General features: G+C 67.9%; 23 protein-coding genes and 1 pseudogene. 7 read left to right on the top strand and 17 right to left on the bottom strand.

Annotated features, from left to right (window positions below; all coding sequences use genetic code 11):
• Positions 1 to 14: 14 nt before the first annotated feature.
• The gene (locus tag AC1DZV_RS03685; protein ID WP_476952986.1) at positions 15 to 518 is read left to right on the top strand and encodes a GNAT family N-acetyltransferase; all 504 of its coding nucleotides are present in this window, start codon (positions 15 to 17) and stop codon (positions 516 to 518) included.
• 70 nt (positions 519 to 588) lie between these two features.
• Complete coding sequence (locus AC1DZV_RS03680) at positions 589 to 1023, top strand: acyl-CoA thioesterase (RefSeq protein ID WP_079555099.1); 435 nt, start codon at positions 589 to 591, stop codon at positions 1021 to 1023.
• On the opposite strand, the gene AC1DZV_RS03675 is transcribed toward AC1DZV_RS03680, so the two are convergent.
• From AC1DZV_RS03675 to AC1DZV_RS03660, 4 genes are all read right to left on the bottom strand, one after another.
• Entirely contained in the window at positions 962 to 2014 is a 1053-nt protein-coding gene (locus tag AC1DZV_RS03675; protein WP_476953065.1) for an FAD-dependent monooxygenase, read from the bottom strand. The two genes, AC1DZV_RS03680 and AC1DZV_RS03675, sit on opposite strands and share 62 nt — an antisense overlap.
• Positions 2015 to 2058: 44 nt before the next feature.
• Positions 2059 to 2451, bottom strand: coding sequence for a nuclear transport factor 2 family protein (locus AC1DZV_RS03670; protein ID WP_476952985.1), 393 nt, complete (start codon positions 2449 to 2451; stop codon positions 2059 to 2061).
• A gap of 117 nt (positions 2452 to 2568) precedes the next feature.
• Positions 2569 to 3759 (bottom strand): 4-hydroxybenzoate 3-monooxygenase, encoded by a 1191-nt coding sequence (locus AC1DZV_RS03665; protein WP_476952984.1) that lies wholly within the window; start codon positions 3757 to 3759, stop codon positions 2569 to 2571.
• A gap of 93 nt (positions 3760 to 3852) precedes the next feature.
• Positions 3853 to 4632, bottom strand: coding sequence for an IclR family transcriptional regulator (locus AC1DZV_RS03660; protein ID WP_476951694.1), 780 nt, complete (start codon positions 4630 to 4632; stop codon positions 3853 to 3855).
• 211 nt (positions 4633 to 4843) lie between these two features.
• On the opposite strand from AC1DZV_RS03660, the gene AC1DZV_RS03655 reads away from it, so the two are divergent.
• Positions 4844 to 6082, top strand: coding sequence for an MFS transporter (locus AC1DZV_RS03655; protein ID WP_476952402.1), 1239 nt, complete (start codon positions 4844 to 4846; stop codon positions 6080 to 6082).
• A gap of 13 nt (positions 6083 to 6095) precedes the next feature.
• Here the strand turns inward: AC1DZV_RS03655 and AC1DZV_RS03650 are convergent, their stop codons facing one another.
• Positions 6096 to 7178: an FUSC family protein gene (locus tag AC1DZV_RS03650; RefSeq protein WP_476951639.1), complete on the bottom strand. Its 1083-nt coding sequence runs from the start codon at positions 7176 to 7178 to the stop codon at positions 6096 to 6098.
• Positions 7179 to 7409: 231 nt separating this feature from the next.
• Between AC1DZV_RS03650 and mscL the strand changes: the two genes are divergently transcribed.
• From mscL to AC1DZV_RS03635, 3 genes are all read left to right on the top strand, one after another.
• Positions 7410 to 7910, top strand: coding sequence for a large conductance mechanosensitive channel protein MscL (gene mscL, locus AC1DZV_RS03645; protein ID WP_476952983.1), 501 nt, complete (start codon positions 7410 to 7412; stop codon positions 7908 to 7910).
• Positions 7911 to 8004: 94 nt separating this feature from the next.
• Positions 8005 to 8598, top strand: coding sequence for a DinB family protein (locus AC1DZV_RS03640; protein WP_476952982.1), 594 nt, complete (start codon positions 8005 to 8007; stop codon positions 8596 to 8598).
• Positions 8599 to 8700: 102 nt separating this feature from the next.
• Entirely contained in the window at positions 8701 to 9597 is an 897-nt protein-coding gene (locus AC1DZV_RS03635; protein WP_476952981.1) for an ACT domain-containing protein, read from the top strand.
• A gap of 9 nt (positions 9598 to 9606) precedes the next feature.
• Here the strand turns inward: AC1DZV_RS03635 and AC1DZV_RS03630 are convergent, their stop codons facing one another.
• From AC1DZV_RS03630 to AC1DZV_RS03595, 8 genes and pseudogenes are all read right to left on the bottom strand, one after another.
• The gene (locus tag AC1DZV_RS03630; RefSeq protein WP_476952980.1) at positions 9607 to 12210 is read right to left on the bottom strand and encodes a WecB/TagA/CpsF family glycosyltransferase; all 2604 of its coding nucleotides are present in this window, start codon (positions 12208 to 12210) and stop codon (positions 9607 to 9609) included.
• A gap of 13 nt (positions 12211 to 12223) precedes the next feature.
• Positions 12224 to 12820 (bottom strand): acyltransferase, encoded by a 597-nt coding sequence (locus tag AC1DZV_RS03625; RefSeq protein WP_476951695.1) that lies wholly within the window; start codon positions 12818 to 12820, stop codon positions 12224 to 12226.
• An 81-nt stretch (positions 12821 to 12901) separates the two neighbouring features.
• A pseudogene (locus tag AC1DZV_RS03620) lies at positions 12902 to 13336 on the bottom strand (VanZ family protein); the annotation flags it as partial.
• Between the two features lie 4 nt (positions 13337 to 13340).
• Positions 13341 to 13997: a NeuD/PglB/VioB family sugar acetyltransferase gene (locus AC1DZV_RS03615; protein ID WP_476952979.1), complete on the bottom strand. Its 657-nt coding sequence runs from the start codon at positions 13995 to 13997 to the stop codon at positions 13341 to 13343.
• Positions 13990 to 15174, bottom strand: coding sequence for a DegT/DnrJ/EryC1/StrS family aminotransferase (locus AC1DZV_RS03610; RefSeq protein WP_476951645.1), 1185 nt, complete (start codon positions 15172 to 15174; stop codon positions 13990 to 13992). The genes AC1DZV_RS03615 and AC1DZV_RS03610 overlap by 8 nt, the downstream gene beginning before the upstream one ends.
• The gene (locus AC1DZV_RS03605) at positions 15171 to 16166 is read right to left on the bottom strand and encodes an NAD-dependent epimerase/dehydratase family protein (protein WP_476951646.1); all 996 of its coding nucleotides are present in this window, start codon (positions 16164 to 16166) and stop codon (positions 15171 to 15173) included. The genes AC1DZV_RS03610 and AC1DZV_RS03605 overlap by 4 nt, the downstream gene beginning before the upstream one ends.
• Positions 16163 to 17233 carry a Gfo/Idh/MocA family protein gene (locus tag AC1DZV_RS03600; RefSeq protein WP_476951647.1) on the bottom strand — a complete coding sequence of 357 codons (1071 nt, stop codon included), beginning with the start codon at positions 17231 to 17233 and terminating at the stop codon, positions 16163 to 16165. The genes AC1DZV_RS03605 and AC1DZV_RS03600 overlap by 4 nt, the downstream gene beginning before the upstream one ends.
• 237 nt (positions 17234 to 17470) lie before the next feature.
• A complete protein-coding gene (locus tag AC1DZV_RS03595) occupies positions 17471 to 18430 on the bottom strand; it encodes a diacylglycerol/lipid kinase family protein (protein WP_476951648.1) in 960 nt (319 codons plus the stop codon).
• 171 nt (positions 18431 to 18601) lie between these two features.
• Between AC1DZV_RS03595 and AC1DZV_RS03590 the strand changes: the two genes are divergently transcribed.
• Entirely contained in the window at positions 18602 to 18838 is a 237-nt protein-coding gene (locus AC1DZV_RS03590; protein WP_476851420.1) for a hypothetical protein, read from the top strand.
• 69 nt (positions 18839 to 18907) lie between these two features.
• On the opposite strand, the gene AC1DZV_RS03585 is transcribed toward AC1DZV_RS03590, so the two are convergent.
• From AC1DZV_RS03585 to AC1DZV_RS03570, 4 genes are all read right to left on the bottom strand, one after another.
• Positions 18908 to 19714, bottom strand: coding sequence for an IclR family transcriptional regulator domain-containing protein (locus AC1DZV_RS03585; RefSeq protein ID WP_476951649.1), 807 nt, complete (start codon positions 19712 to 19714; stop codon positions 18908 to 18910).
• A gap of 62 nt (positions 19715 to 19776) precedes the next feature.
• Positions 19777 to 20484 carry a 3-oxoacid CoA-transferase subunit B gene (locus AC1DZV_RS03580; protein WP_230007404.1) on the bottom strand — a complete coding sequence of 236 codons (708 nt, stop codon included), beginning with the start codon at positions 20482 to 20484 and terminating at the stop codon, positions 19777 to 19779.
• 1 nt (position 20485) lies between these two features.
• The gene (locus tag AC1DZV_RS03575) at positions 20486 to 21145 is read right to left on the bottom strand and encodes a 3-oxoacid CoA-transferase subunit A (protein ID WP_476851417.1); all 660 of its coding nucleotides are present in this window, start codon (positions 21143 to 21145) and stop codon (positions 20486 to 20488) included.
• An 18-nt stretch (positions 21146 to 21163) separates the two neighbouring features.
• Positions 21164 to 22363, bottom strand: coding sequence for a thiolase family protein (locus AC1DZV_RS03570; RefSeq protein WP_476952978.1), 1200 nt, complete (start codon positions 22361 to 22363; stop codon positions 21164 to 21166).
• Position 22364: the final 1 nt, after the last annotated feature.

Here is a 22364-nt window from a genome sequence, read left to right as displayed (position 1 = left end):
GAATCGAGGCAGTGATGCAGACCAACCCGCGGCTCGACATCCGTCAGGTCACTTGGGCAAACCCCGTCGGAGCGGACCTGAGGGCAGCCCAACAGGCGGAACTCGAGGCCCGCTTCGGCCGGCCCGACCACGAACCCGGGCCGCCGCCGTCGGAAGCTGACACGGCGGTGTTCCTGGTGGCGCACGACAAGGCCTCGGGCCAGCCGGTGGGCTGCGGCGGCCTTCGCATGCTGGACGCCACCACCGCTGAAATCAAACGCCTCTACGTACTGCCCTACACCCGTGGCTCAGGGGTGGCGAGCTCCATCCTCGCGGCCCTCGAAGCCCACGCCCACGCGCTGGGAATCACCACCCTGACTGCGGAGGCCGGCTCGGTGCAGACCGACGGCCGGCAGTTCTACGAGAACTCGGGCTTCGTGTCTGTGCCGAACTTCGGGCCTTATGTCGGCCTGGTGCACTCGTACTGCTACGCGAAGCCGATCGATTCGCACAGCGCCGCGCACACCGCCATGGCGTGAGGCCGCGCGCCGCCCCGGGCCGGCTGCGTCACACAACGCCGCCGGTCACGGAGTCGGCTAACCTCGCACTATGGAATCGGCCGACATCACCTTCCGCACCCGCAAATGGGTGCGGCCCGAGGACCTCAACGCCAACGGCACCCTGTTCGGCGGGAGCCTGCTGAAGTGGATCGACGAGGAGGCGGCCATCTACGCTATCCTGCAGCTGGGCAACGGCCGGGCCGTCACCAAGTACATCTCCGAAATCAACTTCGTCAGCTCCGCGGTCCAGGGCGACCTGATCGAAATGGGCCTGACCGCGACCCGTTTCGGCCGGACATCGCTGACGATGCGGGCCGAAGTCCGGAACATGATCACGCGCCGCAGCATCCTCACCATTGATGAGATCGTCTTCGTGAACCTGAGCCCGTCCGGGAAGCCGGAGCCGCACGGCTATACCGAGATCACCTACGACCGGGACCGGATTCCGACGCACCATCTGACCGAGACCCTGGACCAGGACTAGCCAGGCCCAGCAGCGCGTCCCGCACAGGCTGGCCCCGCTCCGCCAGGGCCAGCCGCATCACGGCCGACGACGCCCACCGCAACGCCTGCGTGCGGAGATGGCGCGCCCGGTTGTAGGCGCTCAGCGCCTCGTCCACGGGCCGGGTATTGAGCAGCGCCGCGAGGGTCACGGCGTCGACCAGCGCCTCGCAGGCACCCCGGCCAAGGTTGGGTGTCATCGCGTGGGCGGCATCGCCGAGCAGTGCCACCCGGGCGCGGACATAGCGACCAAGCGGCGGCGTCGTCCAGATCCGCTGCACCAGGGTCGTTTCCGGTACCGCAGCGGCCAGGACGTCGCGGATGCCCGGGGCGTAGCCTGCGTAGCGGGCGCGGGTCTCCGCCAGGACCGCGGCGACGTCGAGGCTTCCCTGTCCCGCCCCGGGGCGGAACGCCGCGTACCAGTTGGTCCCGGCCGCCGCGGGACCAATCCCGAAGAGCTGCCCGCGGCCCCAGTATTCGCCCGTGAGCCCACGCCACAGCGATCCGGGAACCACGCCGCGGACCGCGAGGTAGCGGGTGGGCCGGGCACCGGAGCGGGCACCCCAGCAGCTGCGGCGCACCGCGCTGTGGACACCGTCGGCGCCCACCACGAGGCCGGCAGGACCAGGCCGGACGACGTCGAGGCGGCCGGACACCCGGCGCACGCTGCCCGGGACTGCACCGTCGAGGAGCCGGATGAGATCAACCCGGGAGACGCCGATCAGCCCCGTCGCCTGCGCTGATGTCCATGCCCTGCCGGAGGCCGCCCGGACGGTCATGCCGTCGATCACCGGGCTGGCCTCCCTGACGGCGTCCAGGATGCCCAAATCGCCCAGGGCGCGCTGGGCCGCGGGCCACATGGCCAAGGATGTCCCCACGGTCGGGAGCCCATACCGCTGTTCGGTGACGGTGACCTCGAAACGCGCGGGATCCAGCCGGGCTGCAAGAGCCAGCCCGGCGATGCCGCCACCGATGATGGAAACAGCCTGCGGGCGGGGCCGACCATGCGGTTCTTCGGTCAGGTCCAGAAGTCGTCTGCCTTGGCCGTGTCCTCGAAGAACTCCCGCCCTTCCGCGATCTGTCCGTCGCGGACCACGAACGTGATGACGGTCGGCATGTCCAGGGTTTTGCCGTTGGCTTCCCCGTGGGTTTGCTGGATCGCGACCGTGTGGTTTTCCCCGCCGACGATGTCCTCGACGTTGGCTTGGAAGTGACCTTGGGTGCGCGCTCCCAGTTCACCGAAGTACGCCAGGATCGCGTCGCGGCCCTGTTTGGTTCCGGATAGCACGCCGCTTCCGGCAACGTGCCAGACTGCGTCCTCCGCGAACAGGGCGCTGAGGGTCGCCATATCCCCTGCGTTGAAGGCCGTGTAACCCCGCCGGACCAGTTCAACATTCTCTGCGGTTCCCATGATCGGACACCTCTCCATCGTCCTTGTCGGGTCATGCTGGGACGGTTATAGGCTAGTCCTGGCCCCTAGGCCTGTCGATGGAAATATCAATCCCCTGCCGGGATTCCGGCCGGTGCTCTAGCGGGCGCCCGGCCAGCCGGTGTAGGCCTCCGCGAGGTAGGCGCTGCCGTGGCGGGAGGACACCACGGACTGGAGCTCGCCAAGCTGGCGGGCGCGGGAGAAATCATCGGCGCCGGCCGGGGTGTGCAGCATGGAAGTCATCCAGTAGGAGAACTGCTGGGCTTTCCACACCCTGTTCAGGGCGCGGTCGCTGTAGGCGTCCAGGAGCGCGGTGGAGCCGCTGGCATAGAAGCTGTCGAATCCCTCGAAGAGGACCTTGACGTCATGCAGCGCCAGGTTCAGGCCCTTGGCCCCGGTGGGCGGCACCGTGTGCGCGGCGTCCCCGGCGAGGAACAGGTTGCCGTGCCGCATGGGGGCGTGGACGAAGCTGCGGAATTTCAGGACCGTCTTGTCGATCACGGGCCCTTCCTTGACCTCGAAGCCGTTGCCGTTGACGCGGCTGCGGAAGGCGTCCCAGATGCGGTCCTCATCCCAGTTGTTGACGTCCTCGTTGGGGTCGCACTGGAAGTACATCCGCTGGACCATCTCCGTGCGCTGGCTGATCAGGGCGAAGCCGTTCTCCGAGTTGGCGTAGATCAGCTCGTCGGAGCTGCGCGGTGCCTCGGCCAGGATGCCGAACCAGGCGAAGGGGTACTCGTGGAAGTACCATTTGCGGTGCGCCTCGGGAATCTGGAACCGGCAGTGGCTGCGCGAGCCGTCCGCGCCGGCGATGAAGTCGGCCTGGACCTCGTACTCGACGCCGTCCGCATCGGTAAACCAGACCTTGGGCTTGGCTTCGATGTCGTGGATGGTGGTGTCAGTGACGCTGTAGCGGACATCGCCGCCGTCGGCCTTCCGGCGTGCTGCGAGGTCCAGGAACACGTCCGTCTGCGGGTACAGCCACACCGATTCCCCGACGAGGTCCTGGAAGTCGAGCCGGTGGCTTTCGCCGTTGAAACGCAGTTCGATTCCGTCGTGCCGGTCGCCGTCACGCAGCACTCGGTCGGAGACACCGCTGTCGACGAGCATGTTGACCGAGCCGTGCTCAAGGATGCCGGCACGGACCGTCTCGGAGATCTCCTGGTGGCTGCGGATCTCCAGGACGGTGGATTCGATGCCGGCCTTGGCCAGCAGGTGGGACAGCATGAGTCCGGCCGGGCCGGCGCCGATGATGGCTACCTGGGTGGTGATGACTTTTCGCTGTGCCATGTGCGTCTCGCTTCGTTGCGGGGTCCGGGCGGTCGGGGCCGGGGCCGTTTTCGTCTTCCGGCTAACAGTGTGCTCCCCCGAGGGTGATGCGCGTTACATGGATTCCGCTGAATGGAATGCGGGATTCTCGCGGGGCTCTCCCAGCCGCCGCCCGATCCCCCGCGCCGCCGTCTGGAGGGCCGGAACAAGCGCCTGCAGGCGCACCTCGCGAAGGGGAACAACGACGCCGAGGGCCGCCACGGCGTGCTTCCTGCGGTCCAGCACCGGAACCGCGATCCCCCACGTGTCAGGGTCCACGACGCCGGCCAGCTGGGCATAGCCCCGATGGGCGGCCTCGCCAAGGAGGGCGCGGAGATCCTCCAGGGGCAGCCGGCCGGTCGGATCACTGAATCCCTCGAGGTACTCGGCCTGGACGGGGCGGGGCTGGTTGGCCATGAGCACCAGCCCGGCGGAGGACACGTGCACAGGCATCCGGCCGGCCACCTGCGCCCGGTTGGCGACGGAGCCGCGGCGGGACAGCCGCTCCACAAAGAGCGCTTCCCGCCCGTCCAGCACGGCGAGGTTCACGTTTTGATGCAGCACCTGCTGGATGTCCTCCATGAACGGCAGGGCCGCCTGTCGGAGTTCGAGCGTGGGGGAATTGCGGTTGGCGAGCTCCCAGAGCCGCAGGCCCAGGCTGACGGAGCCGCCTGGGCCGACGTCGAGCAGGCCATGTCCGGCCAACTGTCGGACGAGCCTGTGCGCGGTGGTCAGGGGGAGCTCCGCCCTCGCGGCAAGCTCCGAGAGCGGCAGCGCCGTGACGCCTTCAGGGAACGCGGCAATCAACCGCAGGACCCGGTCCACCACCGAGTCGCCGGAGTTCGAATTGGCCACCATATCCCTTCCGTTGAATGGTTTTAAGTGTCCCATGCAACACGGTGCGGTGATACAACTCTCACAATGGAAAGAGGCCCCGCGAACACCGGCCGGGGCACGGAATCACCTAAACACTAGCGCTGAGGTAACAATGTCAACGTCGTCATTGGACAGGTCGTCGTCATCGGGAGAGAAATCACGGTGGCCCGTGTGGCTCTGCTGGCTGGCCATGGTGCTGGACGGCTTTGACCTGGTGGTGCTCGGCACGGTCATCCCGACCCTCATCAAGTCCCAGGAACTCGGCTTCGACGCCGTTGGGGCGACGTTCGCGGCAACCGTCTCCCTGGTGGGCGTGGGGCTCGGCGCGCTCTTCATCGCCCCGCTCTCGGACCGCTTCGGCCGGCGGAACCTGCTGGTGGCCTGCGTGGCGTGGTTCTCCCTCTTTACGATCGCCGTCGTCTTCGCACCCAACGTGGCGTGGTTCAGCACGTTCCGGCTGCTGGCGGGGCTCGGCCTGGGCGCCTGCCTGCCCGCCGCCCTGGCGTACATGAACGACTACGCACCCGCCGGAACGGCCGGAAAGTCCACCACCCGGACCATGACCGGGTACCACGTCGGCGCCGTGGCCACCGCGTTCCTGGCCCTCATGGTCATTCCAAGCTGGCGGACCATGTTCGTGGCCGGCGGCCTGGCCGGCTTCGCCCTGGTCCCCTTCCTTTGGTTCAAGCTTCCGGAGACCCTCCCGCCGGTCCACCACATCCCTGCGGCCGCCAAGTCCCCGGCGGGCGCTTCCCCGGCCGGCAGCCAGGCCCGCGCGCAGGCCGCGGCCGCGCCCGCGGAAGAACGCGCCAGCTTCCGGGATCTGGGCCGCAAGCCCTACCCGCTGATTGCGGCCGGTGTGGCTGTGGCGTCCTTCATGGGGTTGCTGCTGGTCTACGGCCTGAACACCTGGCTGCCGCAGCTCATGGCCTCCGCCGGCTACAGCCTGAACGCCGGCCTCGCCTTGCTCCTGGTCCTGAACGTGGGGGCCGTGGTGGGCCTGCTGATCGCCGGGGTCCTGGCCGACCGGCACGGGACCAAGAAGATCGTCCTGCTCTGGTTTGGCCTCTCCGCCGTGTTCCTGGCCGCGCTCAGCATCCAGATCCAGAACGAAGTGGTGCTCTATGCCGCCGTCTTCGTCACCGGTGTGTTCGTCTTCAGCTCCCAGGTTCTGGTCTACGCCTGGGTCACCCAGCTCTTCCCCGTCCGCCTGCGCGGCACCGCTTTGGGCTTTGCCGCCGGCGTGGGCCGGCTGGGGGCAATTATGGGCCCGGCCGTCACCGGCGCGCTGGTGGCCGCCGGCATCGCCTATCCGTGGGGCTTCTATGTTTTCGCCGCCGCCGCGGTCCTGGCGGTCCTCGCCCTCGCCTTTGTCCCGCAAACCGTCCCGGCAGTGTCCCGCGCCGGCGCCAGCGTCGGGCACTCGTAGCCGTGAGGCGCTCCTAGGAGAAGTGCTCCGGGGTCCGCGCCGCGCGGCGGCCCCCGAGTTTGCGCCACGTGCCAGGCGCCAGCACGACGGCGATGCCGACGGCGGCACCGATGATGGTCTCCACGATTCTGTCGCGGAGCAGGATGCCGGGCGGCACGGGTGCCACGAGAAGCGTGGAGATCAGCGCCAGCGGCGTGACGAAAACCTGCGCCAGCATGTACTGGCGCGCGATGAACATCTCGGCGCCGAACTGGCACGCGGCAATGACCAGCACCGTCTGCCAGGGCGTCGGCTGCAGGAGCAGGATGCCGGCGAGCAGCACCAGCCCCAGGGCTGTGCCCGCGATTCGTTGCAGGCCGCGGCTGACGCGGTGCCGGGTGGTGTGGCCCACCAGCGGAACGACGGCGGCCACCATCGCCCAGTAGTTGTGGCCAATGCCCAGCCATTCCCCGGCCAGGGTCCCCAGCGTTCCCGCCAGGCCCGCCGCCACGAGGTAACCCCAGCTTTCGTGCCACGCGGTGCGTTTCTCCCGCGGAGTGAGGGCCGCCGGTCTCGGATTTACCCACGGGGTCCGGTGGCTCCGGGCCACCCGCGAGGACAGGCCGAGCAGCAGGGAGAAAGCCACCGTGAGGACCGCCACCAGCATGGCCTGCCACAGCGGCGGCTGGTTGGGGATTGACGCGATGGCCGCGAACGCGAAGATGTGGAACAGCGAACCGGCGGGGCGCAGGCGCCACCAGGCGACAACCAGGGAGCATCCCCACGCGATCACGGTCGTGGCCACTACCAGGACCCAGGTGGTGCCTGCCGCCGACAGCCCGGCCAGGGCGTCCACCCGCGCGGTGAGGGCGGCCAGGAACATCACCAGCAGCATCAGCCCGCCGCCCCGGACCTGAAGGGTCAGGCGCCTGGCGTGCGGCTCGTTGCGGCCGTAGATGCCGGTGAAGGCGCCGAAGGAAGCGAAGATTGCCAGATCCAGGCGGTCCAGCAGCACCAGCGTGATCAGCGGAACAAAGACTCCCACGGCGCAGCGGAAGGCAACCTGGTGGTCCTTGTTGCCCGGCGCGATGGTGAACATCTCGGCGAACACTTTCACAGCGCCGGCCTTACAGCGAAAAAGCTCTTCATGGGCGGATTCTCACGGGTCGGGTTGCCTTTCGTTGCAGCCGGAGTGTTACGACGGCGGCGCTGGCATCCAAGGGGGAGTTTACGCCGGAACGGCGCGGCGGCGGCATCGGAATCCGTTGATCGGGATCGGCCGGCTGCACCGCGAAGTGGTAGCGTCTATCGGTTGAATCAAGCCCGCAACGCACACCGGAGGTTCCCCATGCTCAAAGGATTCAAGGATTTCATCCTGCGCGGCAACGTGATCGAACTGTCCATCGCCGTCGTGGTCGGCACCGCCTTCACCGCCCTGGTCAGCGCGTTCACCGCAAACATCGTCAACCCGATCCTCGCTGCCGCCGGCGGGGTCGAGACCCACGGCCTGGGCTTCTACGTCTGGCCTGGCAATGACAAAACCTTCGTCAACATCGGCGCCGTGGTGACGGCCTTCCTGACCTTCCTCATCACCGCCGCGGTGGTGTACTTCATTTTCGTGGCCCCCATGAACCGGATCAATCGAATGGTCAAGAACCGGCTCAAGGCAGCCGAGCCCGGGGAGAAACCGATCCCGGCCGACACCGCGCTGCTGGCCGAGATCCGCGACCTGCTGGCCAATCTGGCCGGCCCGGACTCCGCCGCCACCCGTGCCCGCGTCGGGGAACACCCGGACGGGAAGGCACACTCGTCCGAGCCGGCCGGAACCGCAAGCCGAACTCATGCCTGACCCCTCCTTGCCTGGCCCTCTGGCGGGCGGCCGGACCGGAGTGCTTTGATGTAGGGGCCCCGCCGCGCGAGCCTGGCTGCCAAGGAGGAACACCATGCCGGACCTTAACTGGAACCACGAGCTGGTGGACCAACTGGACTGGCATTTTGCCAACCAGGCCCGGCGGCGGCTGGACGGGTTGACTGACCACGAGTACTTTTGGGAGCCGGTACCGGGCTGGAATGTCCGCCGCAAAGACGCCTCAACACCCCCGGCCGCGCCGGGTTCGGGCGAATTCACCATAGATTTCAGCTACCCGGAGCCCGTTCCTGCTCCGGTGACAACCATTGCGTGGCGCCTGTGCCACATTCTGGTCGGCGTCCTCGGCGCACGCACGGCATCGCACTTTGGCGGCCCACCGGTGGACTACCAGAGCTTCGCCTACCCCGGCACCGCGGCCGGGGCGCTGGCCCAGCTGGACGAGTACTACGGCCGGTGGATCCACGGCGTGAAGGGCCTCCACGAATCGGGTTTGGCGGCACCCTGCGGGCCGGCCGAGGGCGCGTACGCCGATGCCCCCATGGCAGCACTGGTCCTGCACATCAACCGTGAGATGATCCACCACCTGGCCGAGGTCGCCCTGCTCCGCGACCTTTACGCCCACCGCCACCTGCTCCAGCGCGGCCCGGAGGGTGGACCGGGCCTGTAACAGCACCATCACCTGGTCTGGCCCGGTCCCGGTCCCGGTCCCGGCGCGAAACCGTCACCCGGCGGCAACCCGGCCGAAACAGCCGGCCGGAATCATGGGAGCATGACGCGCAACGCCGCAGGCAAAAACCCTGCCAAAACCACCGGCAAAGCCCAGTCCCCGGCCACCTCCGAGTTGAGCTGCGAAGTGTGCGGCCAGATGCCCGAACCGACCAAGGCACGGCTGACCCTGGCCAATGTCGCCGTGATGCTCCCGATCGAACTGCTGGTGCACGCGGCGGTGGTGGAAACCCACCTGCCATACGTTGCCAAGGTCCTGGTGCTGACCCTGACCGCGACCATCCTGGTGATCTGGGTGGCCGAACCCTCGGCGGCCCGGATGCTCAGGGGCTGGCTGCATGCCCCGGCCCTGCGGCACCGCAAACGGCTCGGCGCCGCACCCGCCCTGTGGCGGGCGCGGACCGTCCTGAAAGACAAGCCCGGGTCGCTGCAGAAACTGACGCAGGCCCTGGCCGCCCTGAACACGAACATCCTCAGCATTCATGTTCACCCCGTGGCCGGCGGTGTGCTGGACGAGTTTGTGCTCTCGGCCCCGGGCGAAGTCCGCGAAGCTGAGCTGCTCCGGGCGCTGCGGGCCGGCGGCGGAGCGGACCCGCACGTCTGGCCGACCACCGCCCTGGCCATGGCCGACGGGCAAACCGGCGCACTGAGCCTGGCCGCCCGGATCGCCGCCAGCCCGGAGGAGCTGCCGCTGGCGGTCGCGGAACTGCTGCGGGCACGGATCATCCCCGGACCGGCCGCCGGCAACACCGAGGTCCAACCCTCCACGGGCGGTGACGGGACGGTCCTGAAAATCCCCACGGCGTGGCACGGGCCCATCACGTTTTCCCGGCCCGGAGAGCCGTTTACGCCTGCCGAATCCGCCCGCGCACACCGTTTGGCCGAACTCGCGGAGATCCTGGCGCACCTGCCGGTGGCTCGGTCCAAGACGCAGCCTTAGGGCCAGCCTCTAGCGCACCGGAGCGGCAGGCGCGGGACGGCGGCTGCTATCGTCCCGTTCCCAACCGCCGGCTGGGGCGGACACCCGGCGTCCTGCAACCGCGAACCCCAGATACACTGCGGCGTTGACGGCGGAGAGCGGGCCGTGGATGGACTGTGCCACCTCCTTGAGCGTGCTGCGTGCGGTGCTGCGCCGCCCTTCCATGCCGTTTTGTTGAGCGTTGCCGCGGTAGACCCGGTTGAGCACGGCCAACTGGGCACGTGGGGTCCGCGGGGGTCGCACCACTACAGGTTCCACGTCGAGGACAGCTTTCTCCGACGGCGAGAAAAGCCGGTCCACGAAGAGGTCGTCGGCAATCACATTGGGGAACTCCGCAAACCGCTCATGGCCCTGCTCGGAGAGGCCATAGGCGCCCGCCGACCAGAGGCCGCTGCGTGCCGATGGCAGCCGCAGGCGCGTCCCGTAGTAGGCATGAATGAGTGGATGGGCTTCGTCCAGGTCGAATCGGACAGCCGGGCGCGCCGCCAAAAGACCCCCGGGAGCCAGGGCTGCCAGTACGTCCCGGACCGCAGCCGGGGTGATCTGGATGTCCGCATCCAGATACAGTCTCGGCCATACGGTGGCGGCGGCGTCGCCGGCGTTCAAGGCAGCGGACTTGGATGCCTGCCCCATCTCCAGCACGGTCACGCCGTCAAATCCGCGGGCAATCTCGGCGGTGTCGTCAACACAGCCGTTGCAGACCACGAACACGTCGATCACTCCGGCAGCCGCCAACGGAGCCAAAGGCTCCAACGTCCGGCCGATCACCTGGGACTCATTGTGAGCCGGGATGATCACGGCGCCGTGCGGAAAGTCGTCCACGGGCGCCTCCGTGGTGGGTCCGGGGAGGTCGGTCCAGAGGTGTTCGTTGAGCACGGTCCACAGCACACCCTTGCGGTCCGCCTTCCAGCACCGGAGAGCCTCGGACAGGACCACGGCGGCTTGGAAGGCAGACGCGTAGGCTGCCGAATGGTACTTGCGGACGTAGCGGATGGAGTTGACCGCAAGCAGAGCGTTCAATTCCGGCGACGCGCCGGACCCACCACCCACATGGGTCATGGTCGCGGCAGGTTCGTACCAGACGGTTTCCCCCAGCATCCGCAGCCGCCGGAAGAAATCGACCTCCTCCGAGTACAGGAAGTACGATTCGTCCCACGGCAACGCGTCTGCCACCGCGCGCCGCACCATGAGCGCAGCGCCCGTCGCCCACTGAACGGGGTGGGGGTGGGCGTAGCTTTCCGCGTCGAAGTCACTTGTGGCCAGCCACGCCGGCCGGTTGCCCGCGCGCCGCCCCAGGAACGCATCACCGATGGCGCGCGCAATGCTTGGTTCGCGGCGCAGGGTAGGGCTGAGCGCCCCACTGGGATCCCGCAGCCGTGGCACTACAGCGCCGGCCCGTGAGGCCTGCAGTCGAAGCTGCAATGTCTTCAGACTGCCTTCTTCTACGCGCAGGTCGGGGTTGAGTACCAGCACGGCCGCCGCGTCCCCGGCCCTCCGCACGGCGGCGTTGATGCCGCCGGAGTATCCGAGGTTGCCGCCGGTTGGGAATGCGATGACATCCGGGTGACGGCGGCGGACCAGCCCCAGCGTGCCGTCGCTGGAGGAGTTGTCCGCGACCAGCACGCGCAGGGTCAGATCACGCGTTTCCGTGCGCAGGCTGCTCAGCAGGCCGTTGATGTCCCGGGAACTGTTGTAGGTAACGACGACGACCGCAACGTCCGCCGATCCGTCCGGCCCGGTGAAGCGGCCCGGGGTCCGGTCTGCTGGCGCGCCGCCAGAGGGGTGCTCTGGGAAGGTGGACGGAAGCGTGCAGGACTGGGTCCGTAGCTTGAGGTACGCGGGAGGTCCGTCGACCAGGTAGCGCCCGGCCAAGCGCCGGGGTTCCAAGGCCAGCCGGAAGCCCCATTCCAGTCCGTGGTCGCTAACCCATTGGGGTGCGCGACTCACCCGGCCAGCCAGGAAATCGACTGCGGCGCCAAAGCCCAAGAGGACGCCCGCGCCGGTGAGCCCCGCGTACCGGTCCATCCAGAGCTCTTGGCGGGGCTTGCCCAGGCCGACAAATAGTATCTGCGCGCCGGCGTCGGCAATTCTGCCGGCGATCCGTCTCGACGCAACAGCGGAGGCAAGGTCGTCCCGGCATGGCGACCACATCCCCGCGACGCTGAGCCGCGGATGTTCCCGGGCGATTTTGGCCGCCAGAAGCCGGTGGCTCTCTTCGGACCCGCCAAGGAATCCCACCTGAAGGCCCCGTTCTTCCGCGCCAGCGAGCAGCGGAGCCGCGAGATCACTGCCGGCCAGGCGGGGCCAGTGGCGCCTGGTGAGCCTCCGGGACTGGGCAACAAGGGGTGCGCCGTCAAGCAGATAGAGCCAGTCCGCCGTGCTGGCGGGGTCCGCGTGCAGGGTCCCCGCCCAGCGCCCACCGGTCCCGAAATGATGGAGGTGGTCCAGATTCACTGACGCCACGGCCAGCGGGCGGTCACCGGGCCCGGCCGCCCTGTCCAGAATGACATCAAGGGCCGCCTCCGGATCCACCAGATCCACGGGAGTGCCACCCAAAACCACCTTGTCAGCCATAAATTTTCGCCCCTCAAGAGATCTTCTCGGGCTGTAGCTGCCCGTTGGATTCGGCGTACCGGCGCCCGGTAACCGGGCACAGCCAGCTTCCGCCGTCGTCCTGCTTCAACGGATGCCCGGCCTCACCCACCCAGCCCATCTGCCGTGCGGGTACGCCGGCAACCACCGCGAAAGCCGGCACATCCTTGGTCACGACGGCGCCCGCCGCCACGGTGGCCCACTCGCCGATGCAGACGGGGGCGATACATACGGCCCGGGCGCCGATGGAGGCACCTTCGCCGATGGTGACACCTACGGCCACCCAATCATCGGTGCCCTTGAGCGCGCCATCGGGCGTGATGGCCCTCGGGTGCAGATCATTGGTCAGCACTGCCGCAGGACCGACGAAAACGCCGTTAGCCAGGCGTGCCGGCTCATAGACCAGCGCATAGTTTTGCAGCTTGCACTTATCCCCCACCTGCACCCCGGGTCCGACGTACGCGCCCCGGCCGATGTTGCAGTTCTTGCCCAAGACCGCGCCCTCACGGATCTGGGAGAGATGCCAGATCCGGGTGCCCTCACCGATGCTGGCAGTTTCGGCCACGTCTGCAGAATCGGCCACCGTTGTCATGTCGCTCGTGCCTTTGGGGGTTCCCGGACTGGGCTTGAGCTGAACATTGCGTGCCGGTGGCCGTGTTCGTGCAAGCCTGATCACCAGGGCGCCCAGCAACGCGCCGAGGGCGTTACTCGTGACGTCCCGGAAGCTGGCCTGGCGCTGGCTGAGCAGCAGATACTGGACAGCTTCGATCGCCACGGAGGTGAATAGACCCGCCAGGGCGGCCAGCCACCACCGGTGCACGGGCAGCAAAAGAGCGAGGAAGAGGCCCAGCGGGATGAAGAGGATGACATTGGCCGTGGCCTCCACGGCACCATAGGTAATTTCCGCCGTCAGTGCGTTCTCGTGCAACGCCGAGAAGAGTTCATCCAGGAAGCCGGACAGTGGCCGGTCCACCGGTGTGGGCCAGAACCCGATGCAGCCGAGGGCTGCCAGGTAGAGGGTCAGCAGCACGAGGGTTCCGTGGCGCGCATTGGGGTTAAGGTTCTGCGATGAACTCTCCTGATCCGCGGCTGCGGTGCGCGTTCCCATGGGACTATGCCACCGTCCCGCTCGGAATTCCGGCCCGTAGAACCCGTGCCGGCACGCCCACCCAAGTCTGGTCGTCCGGCACGTCGGCCAGGACGGCCGCGCCCATGCCGATGGTGGCGGCCGCCCCTACCGAGGCGCCTTCCCGCACACTCGCGTTCATGCCGAGGTAGGCCCCGCGCCCGATCCTGACCCCGCCGCCCAGTGACACCCCGGCCGCGAACGTGGCGAAGTCCTCCACGACGTCGTCGTGAGTCAGCGTCACGCCGGGCATGACCACCACGTGCTCACCCAGGGTGACCCCGGCGGTCAGGGTGACATGGCCCAGTAAGACGCTCCCGCGGCCAATCGCGCATCCGTCCGGGATCCGGACCAACGAGTCGACGACGGTGGCGTACCTGCTGTCCGAGAGTCCTAGTGCGGCCAGCCGGTCCACGATCCGGGCGCGCCCGGCGCCGGAACCGACGCAGACCACCACGCCGGCTCCCGGATAGTTGAGGGCATCGCTCGCCGGGCCCAGGATGCGGACGCCGTCCACGATGGCCCCCGTCTTGCCGGCGTCGTCGTCAAGGATTCCGATGACATCGGACCGTCCGCTCTCCCGGACGGCGGCGAGGACTTCACGCGCGAGGCCGCTCGCGGCGATGAGGAGCAACTCATCCATGGTTCCGCCCGCCGGCGCTCCGAAGGGATTGGACCACCCGGAACTGCTCGTCCGGAGTCAGCTGATGGTAGACGGGAAGAATCAGCGTGTTGTCGGTGAGCCGTTCCGTCACGGACAAATCGGCGTCGCCGGTGTCCAGCCCGGCGTAGGCCGGCTGCCGGTGCGCGGCCATAATGCCGCGCCGGGCCGAGATGCCCTCGTCGGCGAGATGGGCCAGCAGTTCCTCCCTGCCCATCCCGAAGTCCGGCAGGACTTCGAGCCAGAACGACTGGAAATTGCTCGTGCCATAGGCGGGGTCCTGGCTGAACCGCAGGCCTTCGACGTCGGCCAGGGCAACACGATAACCCGCGACGATTCCGCGCCTGCGGGCGACGGCTTCCTGGAGCCGGCCCAGCTGTACCAGCCCAACGGCCGCCTGCAGATCCGTCATCCGATAGTTGAAGCCGATCTCCAGATACTCCTCGGCCGGCGCCAGCCGCGCGGCATGCCGATCGTTCGCGGAAATGCTCATGGAATGTTCACGCAACTGGCGGGCACGGGACGCCCATTCCGGGTTGCTGGTGGTCAGCATGCCGCCTTCGCCCGTGGTCAGGATCTTGCGGGGATGGAAGGACCATGCGGCGAGCTCGGCCCCTGCCCCAACCGGACGCCCCCGGTACGTGGACCCAGCGCCGCAGGCCGAATCCTCGATCACCGTGATGCCCTGCGGGTCGCACAGCTCACGTATGGGATCCAGGTCAACGGGCAGCCCGCCCTGGTCCACGACGATCACGGCACGGGTAGCCGGTGTGAGCGCCGCAGCGATGGTCCGTGCTGACACGTTCCCGGTGTCGGCTTCGACATCGGCAAACACCGGCCGGGCGGCAACATAGGTGGCGGCGTTGGCGGTAGCGATGAAGGAGAAGGAGGGAACAACGACATCGTCGCCAGGCCCGACGCCGGCCACTTTCAACGCCAGGTGCAGCGCGGTGGTGCAGTTGGACACGGCGACGGCGTGCCCGGCATGCTGCGAGACGGCAAAAGCGTCCTCGAACCTGGCCACCCGGGGCCCCTGCGCCACCCAGCCGGACGCGATCACCTCGGCAACGGCCTCGGCTTCCTCATCCCCAAGCCACGGCTTCATGACGTTGATCCGGGTCAGCGCCTGCCCTTGGAGCTGGTCGTGGTCGATGGTCATCGCACACCGCCCACCCTGGCGGCGGCGATTTCGTCGCGGAGCGGACGCCACCAGGTGACAAGTTCGCGCAGACCCTCCTCAAGCCCGGTTTCGGCGGTAAAACCGAGATCGCGTGCGGCCGCCGATGTATCCGCCAGCCGCCGCACGATGCCATTGACGGCGCGGTCCGGGCCGTGCTCCACTTCCAGCTCCGAATCCATCGCCCGCAATAGGGCTTCGGCCAGTTGCAGGAGGCTCGTTTCGGCGCCGCTGGCCACGTTGTACACACCCTCGCGGACGTCGCTCCCGGCCGCCAGGATGTTGGCCCGGGCGATGTCCCTGGTGTGGACGAAATCCATGGTTTGGCGGCCGTCCCCGAAAATAAGCGGGGGGTGGCCGTCCGCGATCCGCTCCATCCAGCGCACCAGCACCTCGGTGTACAGGCCGTGCACATCCATCCGCGGCCCGTAAACGTTGAAATAGCGCAGCAGCACGTAGTCCAACCCGGTCATGGCGCGGAAGCTGCGGGCCATGCCCTCGTTGAAGGACTTCGCCGCACCATAGAAGGTGTCGTTGTTGTGATGGTGATGTCGTTCTGTGGTCGGAAACTCCTCCGCCATGCCATAGACCGAGGCGCTGGAAGCCGCGATGAGCTTGTTGACGCGGTGGGCGGCCGCGGCCTCCAGGACGTTGAACGTGCCGTCGACCAGCACCTCCAGGGCAAGCCGGGGCTCTTCCGCGCACTGGGTGATGCGGATGGCCGCCTGGTGGAAGACGATATCTCTGCCCCGAGTGAGGTCATGGACGAGGTCCCGGTCACGCAGGTCGCCTTCGACCAGATGCACCCGGCCGCTTTCCATGGCGTCATCGAGATTGGCCCGGCGTCCGCGGACCAGGTTATCGAGGACGTCGATCCGCCCGGCCCCCGCAGCGAGCAAATGATCAACAAGTGTGGACCCGATGGTTCCGGCTCCGCCGGTTACCAGGACCGTGGCCCCCTGCAGTGTGCTCATCGTCTTCCTTCCGGCTGAAGTTCGTTTCCTGTTACGGCGCTGGGCCGCCCGTCCGCGCTGAGGCTGTTGCTGACCGCCTCCAGCACCGAAAGTACGCGGAGGCCGGCGGCCCCGCTGGTCCGCGCCGGCCGTCGCTGCCAGATGCTGCTGGCGAATTCCGCCACCATCTGGCCGAGGGCTTCATGTTCGGGCAGGGCCGGGGACCAAGTGTCCCCAAGCCGGTAAGAAATCGCCGATGCCTTTTTTTCTGCCGCGGACCGGGACTGCGCGTCCAAGCTGACCCCGCGGTCGTAGACGCTGAGCCGCTGCTGGGGGTTCAAATCGTCCCAGACGAGGGTGCGGCGGGAGCCGCCGACCACCAGTTGCCTGATCTTGGTGGGGCTCAGCCAGTTCACGTGGACGTGGGCCATGCCGCCGCCGGCCAGCGCGAAGGTCAGGTGGCCCACGCAGGCGTTTCCGGTACCCAGGGGATCCGCGCCGTGGGCCGAAACTTCGACCGGCGTCAGGCCGCCGGGAAGGATGAAGTCAAGGATGGACAAGTCGTGCGGGGCAAGATCCCAGAAGACGTCCACGTCCGGCTGGACGAGGCCAAGATTGATCCGAACCGAGTCGATAAACAGGATGTCGCCCAAGGAACCGTCGTTGATCAGTTCCCGGATTTTCAGGACGGCCGGAGTGTAGCAATACGTGTGGTCGGCCATCAGGACAAGGCCGCGGCGCTCAGCTTCCTCGACCATTTCGAGGCCCTTGGCACGCCCGTCCGCCAGCGGCTTTTCAACCAGCACATGCTTTCCGGCACGAAGTGCCGTCAGGGCGATGGCGTGGTGGGTGTGGGCCGGGGTCGCGATGGCGACGGCGTCGACGTCGACCGTGTCCAAGAGCTCCTCGACAGACCCGCACACCGCGACGTCTCCATGGGCGGCAGCCAGCCTGGCGGCCCGGACACGGTCCATGTCCACGATTGCCGCCAGCTCCCAGTCGTGGGCCGCCTTGAAATTGCGGGCCAGATTCGGTCCCCAGTATCCTGCGCCGATGACGGCGACCGGCAAAGGGGCCGGAGAGGCCATGAGCTCAGAACCTACGGCTGGAATCGCCACAGCCAACCCCCAGTTTGCGAGACGGCGGCATCGGTATGATGCCACTGCCTATCCAAGCCGGTACCCGGGCTACCCGTCACGAGTGCCTATTACTTGGCTTTTGCGAACGACTATTCAGTGATGCGTCCGGGTACTACTCGGTTCGTCCCGGACGCACCCCGAGGTCTACCCACGGTGGAAAGCCGCCCACAACTGCCGCTGGCGGGGTCAGATGCCTGTCATCCGGATGGTGAGGGCATCCTGCTCGACCGTGACCTTGAGGTGCTTGGCCTTGCCGAGCGGGTCGCCGTCGAGCTGGAAGTCCTGCTCGTGGGCGAGTTCGATCTCGGCTGACTTTCCAGCGAAATATTCCACCGACGCGTTCTTGGCGTTCCTCCGGCCGAAGACGCCAGCCAGCACATCCAGCCAGCCGAACCGGCCGATGGGGGCCAAAATCACGACGTCCAGGATGCCGTCGTCGATCTTGGCGTCGGGAAAGATCTCCACGCCCCCCATGATCTTGCCGCAGTTACCCACCATCACGCTGCGGATGCGGCGCCGTACCGGGTGCTCGCCGTCCATGCTGATTTTCGCCCTGATGGGCTTGCCCGGCAGGTGCCGGATGCCCGCCTCAACGTACGCGAGCCAGCCCACGCGGTCCTTGAGTTCGTCGACGGTGTTGGCCATGATCGCAGCGTCGTAGCCAAGTCCGGCCATCACCAGGAAGGTGGATTCCGTCTCGGCGTGGTCCAGCGTGGCCTTCACCACGTCCACCTTGGTGTCCGTGCCGCTCAGGACGTCGTAGCTGGCCGCCACGGGGTCGGTGATGTCGATGCCCAGATTGCGGGCCAGCAAGTTCCCGGTCCCCAGGGGCACCAGGCCCATCGGCGTTCCGGTGCCTGCGAGGACTTCCGCCACGCAGCGGACCGTTCCGTCGCCGCCTGCGGCGATTACGACGTCGACTCCGGCCTCCAGCGCCTCGCGGGCCTGGCCCAGCCCGGTGTCCTCCTTCGTGGTTTCCAGCCACAGCGGCTCCGCCCAGCCCTGCGTCTCGCACAGGCGGAAGAAGGAGGCGCGGAAGCTGTCGCCGGGAGACTTCATGGGGTTGATAACCACGGCGGCGCGCCGGGACGCTGTATTGTCCCCGGTTTCCAGGGTCTCCGACGTCGCGGTGCTGTTCTCTGTCATGGCGTCCTTAGGGGCAATTCGGCGGAGGGTTCCCGAACTAAAATCCTAGCCGCAGTGCCCGCGTAACCTGCGCAGGGCCGGCGCGAATCGTGGACGTGCGCTCCGCAGTCTCATTAGACTGGGTTCGTGATGTGCCGGACGCTGCGCTCCGGACGCCGAAAGCGGGGGCAGATGACTGAAACAGAGAATTACTCAGCGACGGCAGAATCATCCAGCGTCGATCCGCACGACTGGGGCCGGGCGATGGCACTGGCGCTCACACGGCTGGCCGAGCAGATCGCGCCCGGAGGCAGCGAAGACATCCATGCCCTGTTGGTGGGCAGGGACCTGCACTTGAAAATCGGTGACGAACCCGGTGGCGTGACGATCACGGTTTCAACAGAGCCCATCCCGGATCCCGCTGCCTGACGGTTCTCTTCCCGGGACGTACACCTTCCCAGACGTACTTCTTTCCAGACGTACCGACTGAAACGCTGTTCACCGGCCCGAGGTCAGGTCCTCGGAGATGATTTCCGCGGTGGCCAGCGCCGCCTCACGCACGGCCTTGAGGTAGGCGTCCGGATCGGGCTGCGCAGACACCGTCTGGGCCTGCAGCGAGACGTTGATGGCCGCCACCACTTTCGGTCCGTCGTGGACGGGCGCCGCAATGGACATCAGGCCCAGCTCCAGCTCCTGGTTCAGCAGGCACCAGCCCTGGGCGCGAACAGTATCCAGCTCCGCCAGGAGGGCGGCCCGCGTTCCGATGGCTCCGGGAGTCAGGGGCCGGATCTCGGCGGCCGCGAGGTATTCTTCCAGCTTCGGCGGCGGGAGGGCCGCGAGCAGCACCCTGCCCATCGAGGTGGCGTAGGCGGGGAAGCGGGTGCCCACCGTGATGCCGACCGTCATGATCCGCCGGGTGGACACCCGGGCGATGTAGGCGATGTCGGTGCCTTCGAGCACCGCGGCCGACGTCGACTCCCCCAGTTCGAGGGAGAGCTCTTCGAGGTGCGGCTGGGCGAGCTGCGGCAGGGAGAGCCCGGACAGGTAGGCGTAGCCGAGCTGCAGCACTTTGGCAGTCAGGGCGAAGATCTTGCCGTCCGTGCGGACATAGCCCAGCTCCGCGAGCGTGTGCAGGAACCGCCGGGCGGTGGCCCGGGTCAGCTCGGTCCGGGCCGCCACCTCGGTCAGCGTCATCTTAGGGTGTTCCGTGTCGAAGGCACGGATCACTGCGAGCCCGCGCGCCAGCGACTGCACGTACTGGTCGCTGGCCGCGGGCGCGCCGCCGCTCTTGGCTGGCTCAGTCATTTTCCGCCTCTCGGTCCCGCATCACTTTAGCGGTGCCCACAGCTTGTCCGGCCGCAGGCCTGTCAGCTTGGGTCCGCCGCCCGGAGCGGCATCGGGACCATGGCCTGGAGTTCCTCGAGCGTGCAGCCGAAGGTCTCCCGCACCTGGACGCCGTCGGGTCCGGTCAGGAAGACGGCCTTGTCGGTGTAGACGCGGGTCACGCAGCCGATCCCGGTGAGCGGGTACGTGCAGGTCTCCACGAGTTTGGACACGCCGTCGCGGGTCAGGAGCGTCATCATGACGAAGACGTCCTTGGCGCCGGTGGCGAGGTCCATGGCGCCGCCGACGGCGGGGATCGCGTCCGGGGCCCCGGTGTGCCAGTTGGCGAGGTCGCCGGTGGCGGAAACCTGGAAGGCGCCCAGGACGCAGATGTCCAGGTGTCCGCCGCGCATGATCGCGAAGGAGTCAGCGTGGTGGAAGTAGGACGCCCCCGGCAGTTCGGTCACGGGGATCTTCCCTGCGTTGATGAGGTCGCCGTCGATCTGGTCCCCGGTGGCCTCCGGGCCCATGCCGAGCATGCCGTTCTCGGTGTGGAGCGTGATGTTCTGCTCCGGCTCGAGGTAGTTCGAGACCAGGGTGGGCTGGCCGATGCCGAGGTTCACGAACGATCCGGGGACGATGTCGCGGGCCACGAGGCGGGCGAGATCGTCCCGGCCCAGCGGCTTGCCGGACGTCTGGAGATCAGCCTGGTTGCCGGTCCGCAGACTCTGGTCATTGGTTGGGATGCTCATCTCAGGCCACCTTCACAATGCTGTTGACGTAGATGCCGGGGGTCACGATGTTTTCCGGGTCCAGGCCGCCGGTCGGGACGATCCCGGACACCTGGGCGATGGTGTGTTTCGCGGCGGCGGCCATGATGGGGCCGAAGTTCCGCGCGGTTTTACGGTAGACCAGATTGCCCCGGCCGTCCGCTGTGAGGGCCTTGATCAGGGCGACGTCGGCGTGGATGGGGGTCTCGAACACCTGCCACTTGCCGTCCAGGAAGCGGGTTTCCTTGCCTTCGGCGAGCATGGTGCCGTAGCCGGTGGGCGTGAAGAAACCGCCGATCCCGGCGCCGGCGGCACGGATCCGCTCTGCGAGGTTTCCCTGCGGGACCAGTTCGAGCTCAACCTCGCCGGCGCGGTACCTGGCGTCGAAATGCCAGGAATCGGACTGCCGCGGGAAGGAGCAGATCATCTTCTTCACCCGGCCTTCCTTGATCAGCAGGGCCAGGCCCTGGTCGCCCTGGCCGGCGTTGTTGTTCACCACGGTCAGGCCGGTGGCGCCGCACTCCAGCAGCGCGTCGATGAGCTCGAACGGCTGCCCGGCGTTGCCGAAGCCGCCGATCATCACGGTGGAGCCGTCCTTGATGCCGGCGACGGCCTCGCCGACGGTGTCGATGAAATTCAGCATCTCTCTTTGCCCTGTCCTTTATGCCGCATCGCGGGAAGTTACGTTTTCGAGCACGACGGCGAGGCCCTGGCCGACGCCGATGCAGATCGCGGCGACACCCCAGCGCTGCCCGGAGGCCTGCAGGGACCGGGCCAGGGTGCCCAGGATCCGGCCGCCGGAGGCGCCGAGCGGGTGGCCCATGGCGATCGCGCCGCCGTGCCGGTTCACGATGGAGGGGTCGATGCCCCAGGCGTTGATGCAGGCCAGGGACTGCGCGGCGAACGCCTCGTTCAGTTCGACGGCGCCGACCTGGTCCCAGCCGATGCCGGCCTTGGCGAGGGCCTTGTTCGCGGCCTCGACCGGGGCGTAGCCGAAGTACTGGGGATCGTTGGCGTGCGCGCCGCGCCCGGCKATCCGGGCCAAAGGCTCCAGGCCCAGGATCCCGGCGGCCTTTTCACTGCCCAGCCACGCCGCGGACGCGCCGTCGGAGAGCGGGGACGCGTTCCCGGCCGTGACGGTGCCGTTCCCGGTSCGGAACACGGTCTTGAGCCCGGCGAGCTTCTCCGCCGAGGACCCGGGACGGATGCCCTCGTCGCGGACCAGGTCCGTGCCCGGGACCGGGACGACGAGGTTGTCGTAGAASCCCTCGTCCCAGGCCGCGGCGGCGAGGTTGTGGGAGSCGGCGGAGAACTCGTCCTGCGCCTGCCGGGTCACGCCGTACTTCTCCSSSAGCCGTTCGGTGGCCTCGCCCAGGGAGATGGTCCAGTCCTGCGGCATGGCCCGGTTCACCAGCCGCCAGCCCARCGTGGTGGAGGCCAGGGTCAGGTCCCCGGCCGGGTAGGGCTTCTCGGTCTTGGGCAGCACCCACGGGGCCCGGGACATCGATTCGGCGCCGCCGATCAGCATCAGCTCGGCGTCGCCGGTGTTGATCTGGCGGGAGGCGATGATCGCCGCGTCCAGGGAGGACCCGCAGAGCCGGTTGACCGTGGTGCCCGGRATCGAGACSGGCAGCCCGGCCAGCAGGGTGCCCATCCGGGCGACGTTGCGGTTCTCCTCCCCCGCGCCGTTCGCGTTGCCGAACACCASCTCATCGATCCGCTCCACGTCGAGGGCCGGGGCGCGCTTCACGGATTCCCGGATCACGTGCGCGGCAAGGTCATCCGGGCGGACCCCGGCGAGGCCGGCACCGAACTTCCCGAACGGCGTCCTCACAGCGTCATAGATAAATGCCTGATTCATG

Source organism: Arthrobacter sp. P1_D12, from assembly GCF_056406175.1.
Note: the sequence above shows the minus strand (reverse complement) of the source record. Positions and strands in the feature narration are given on the sequence as shown.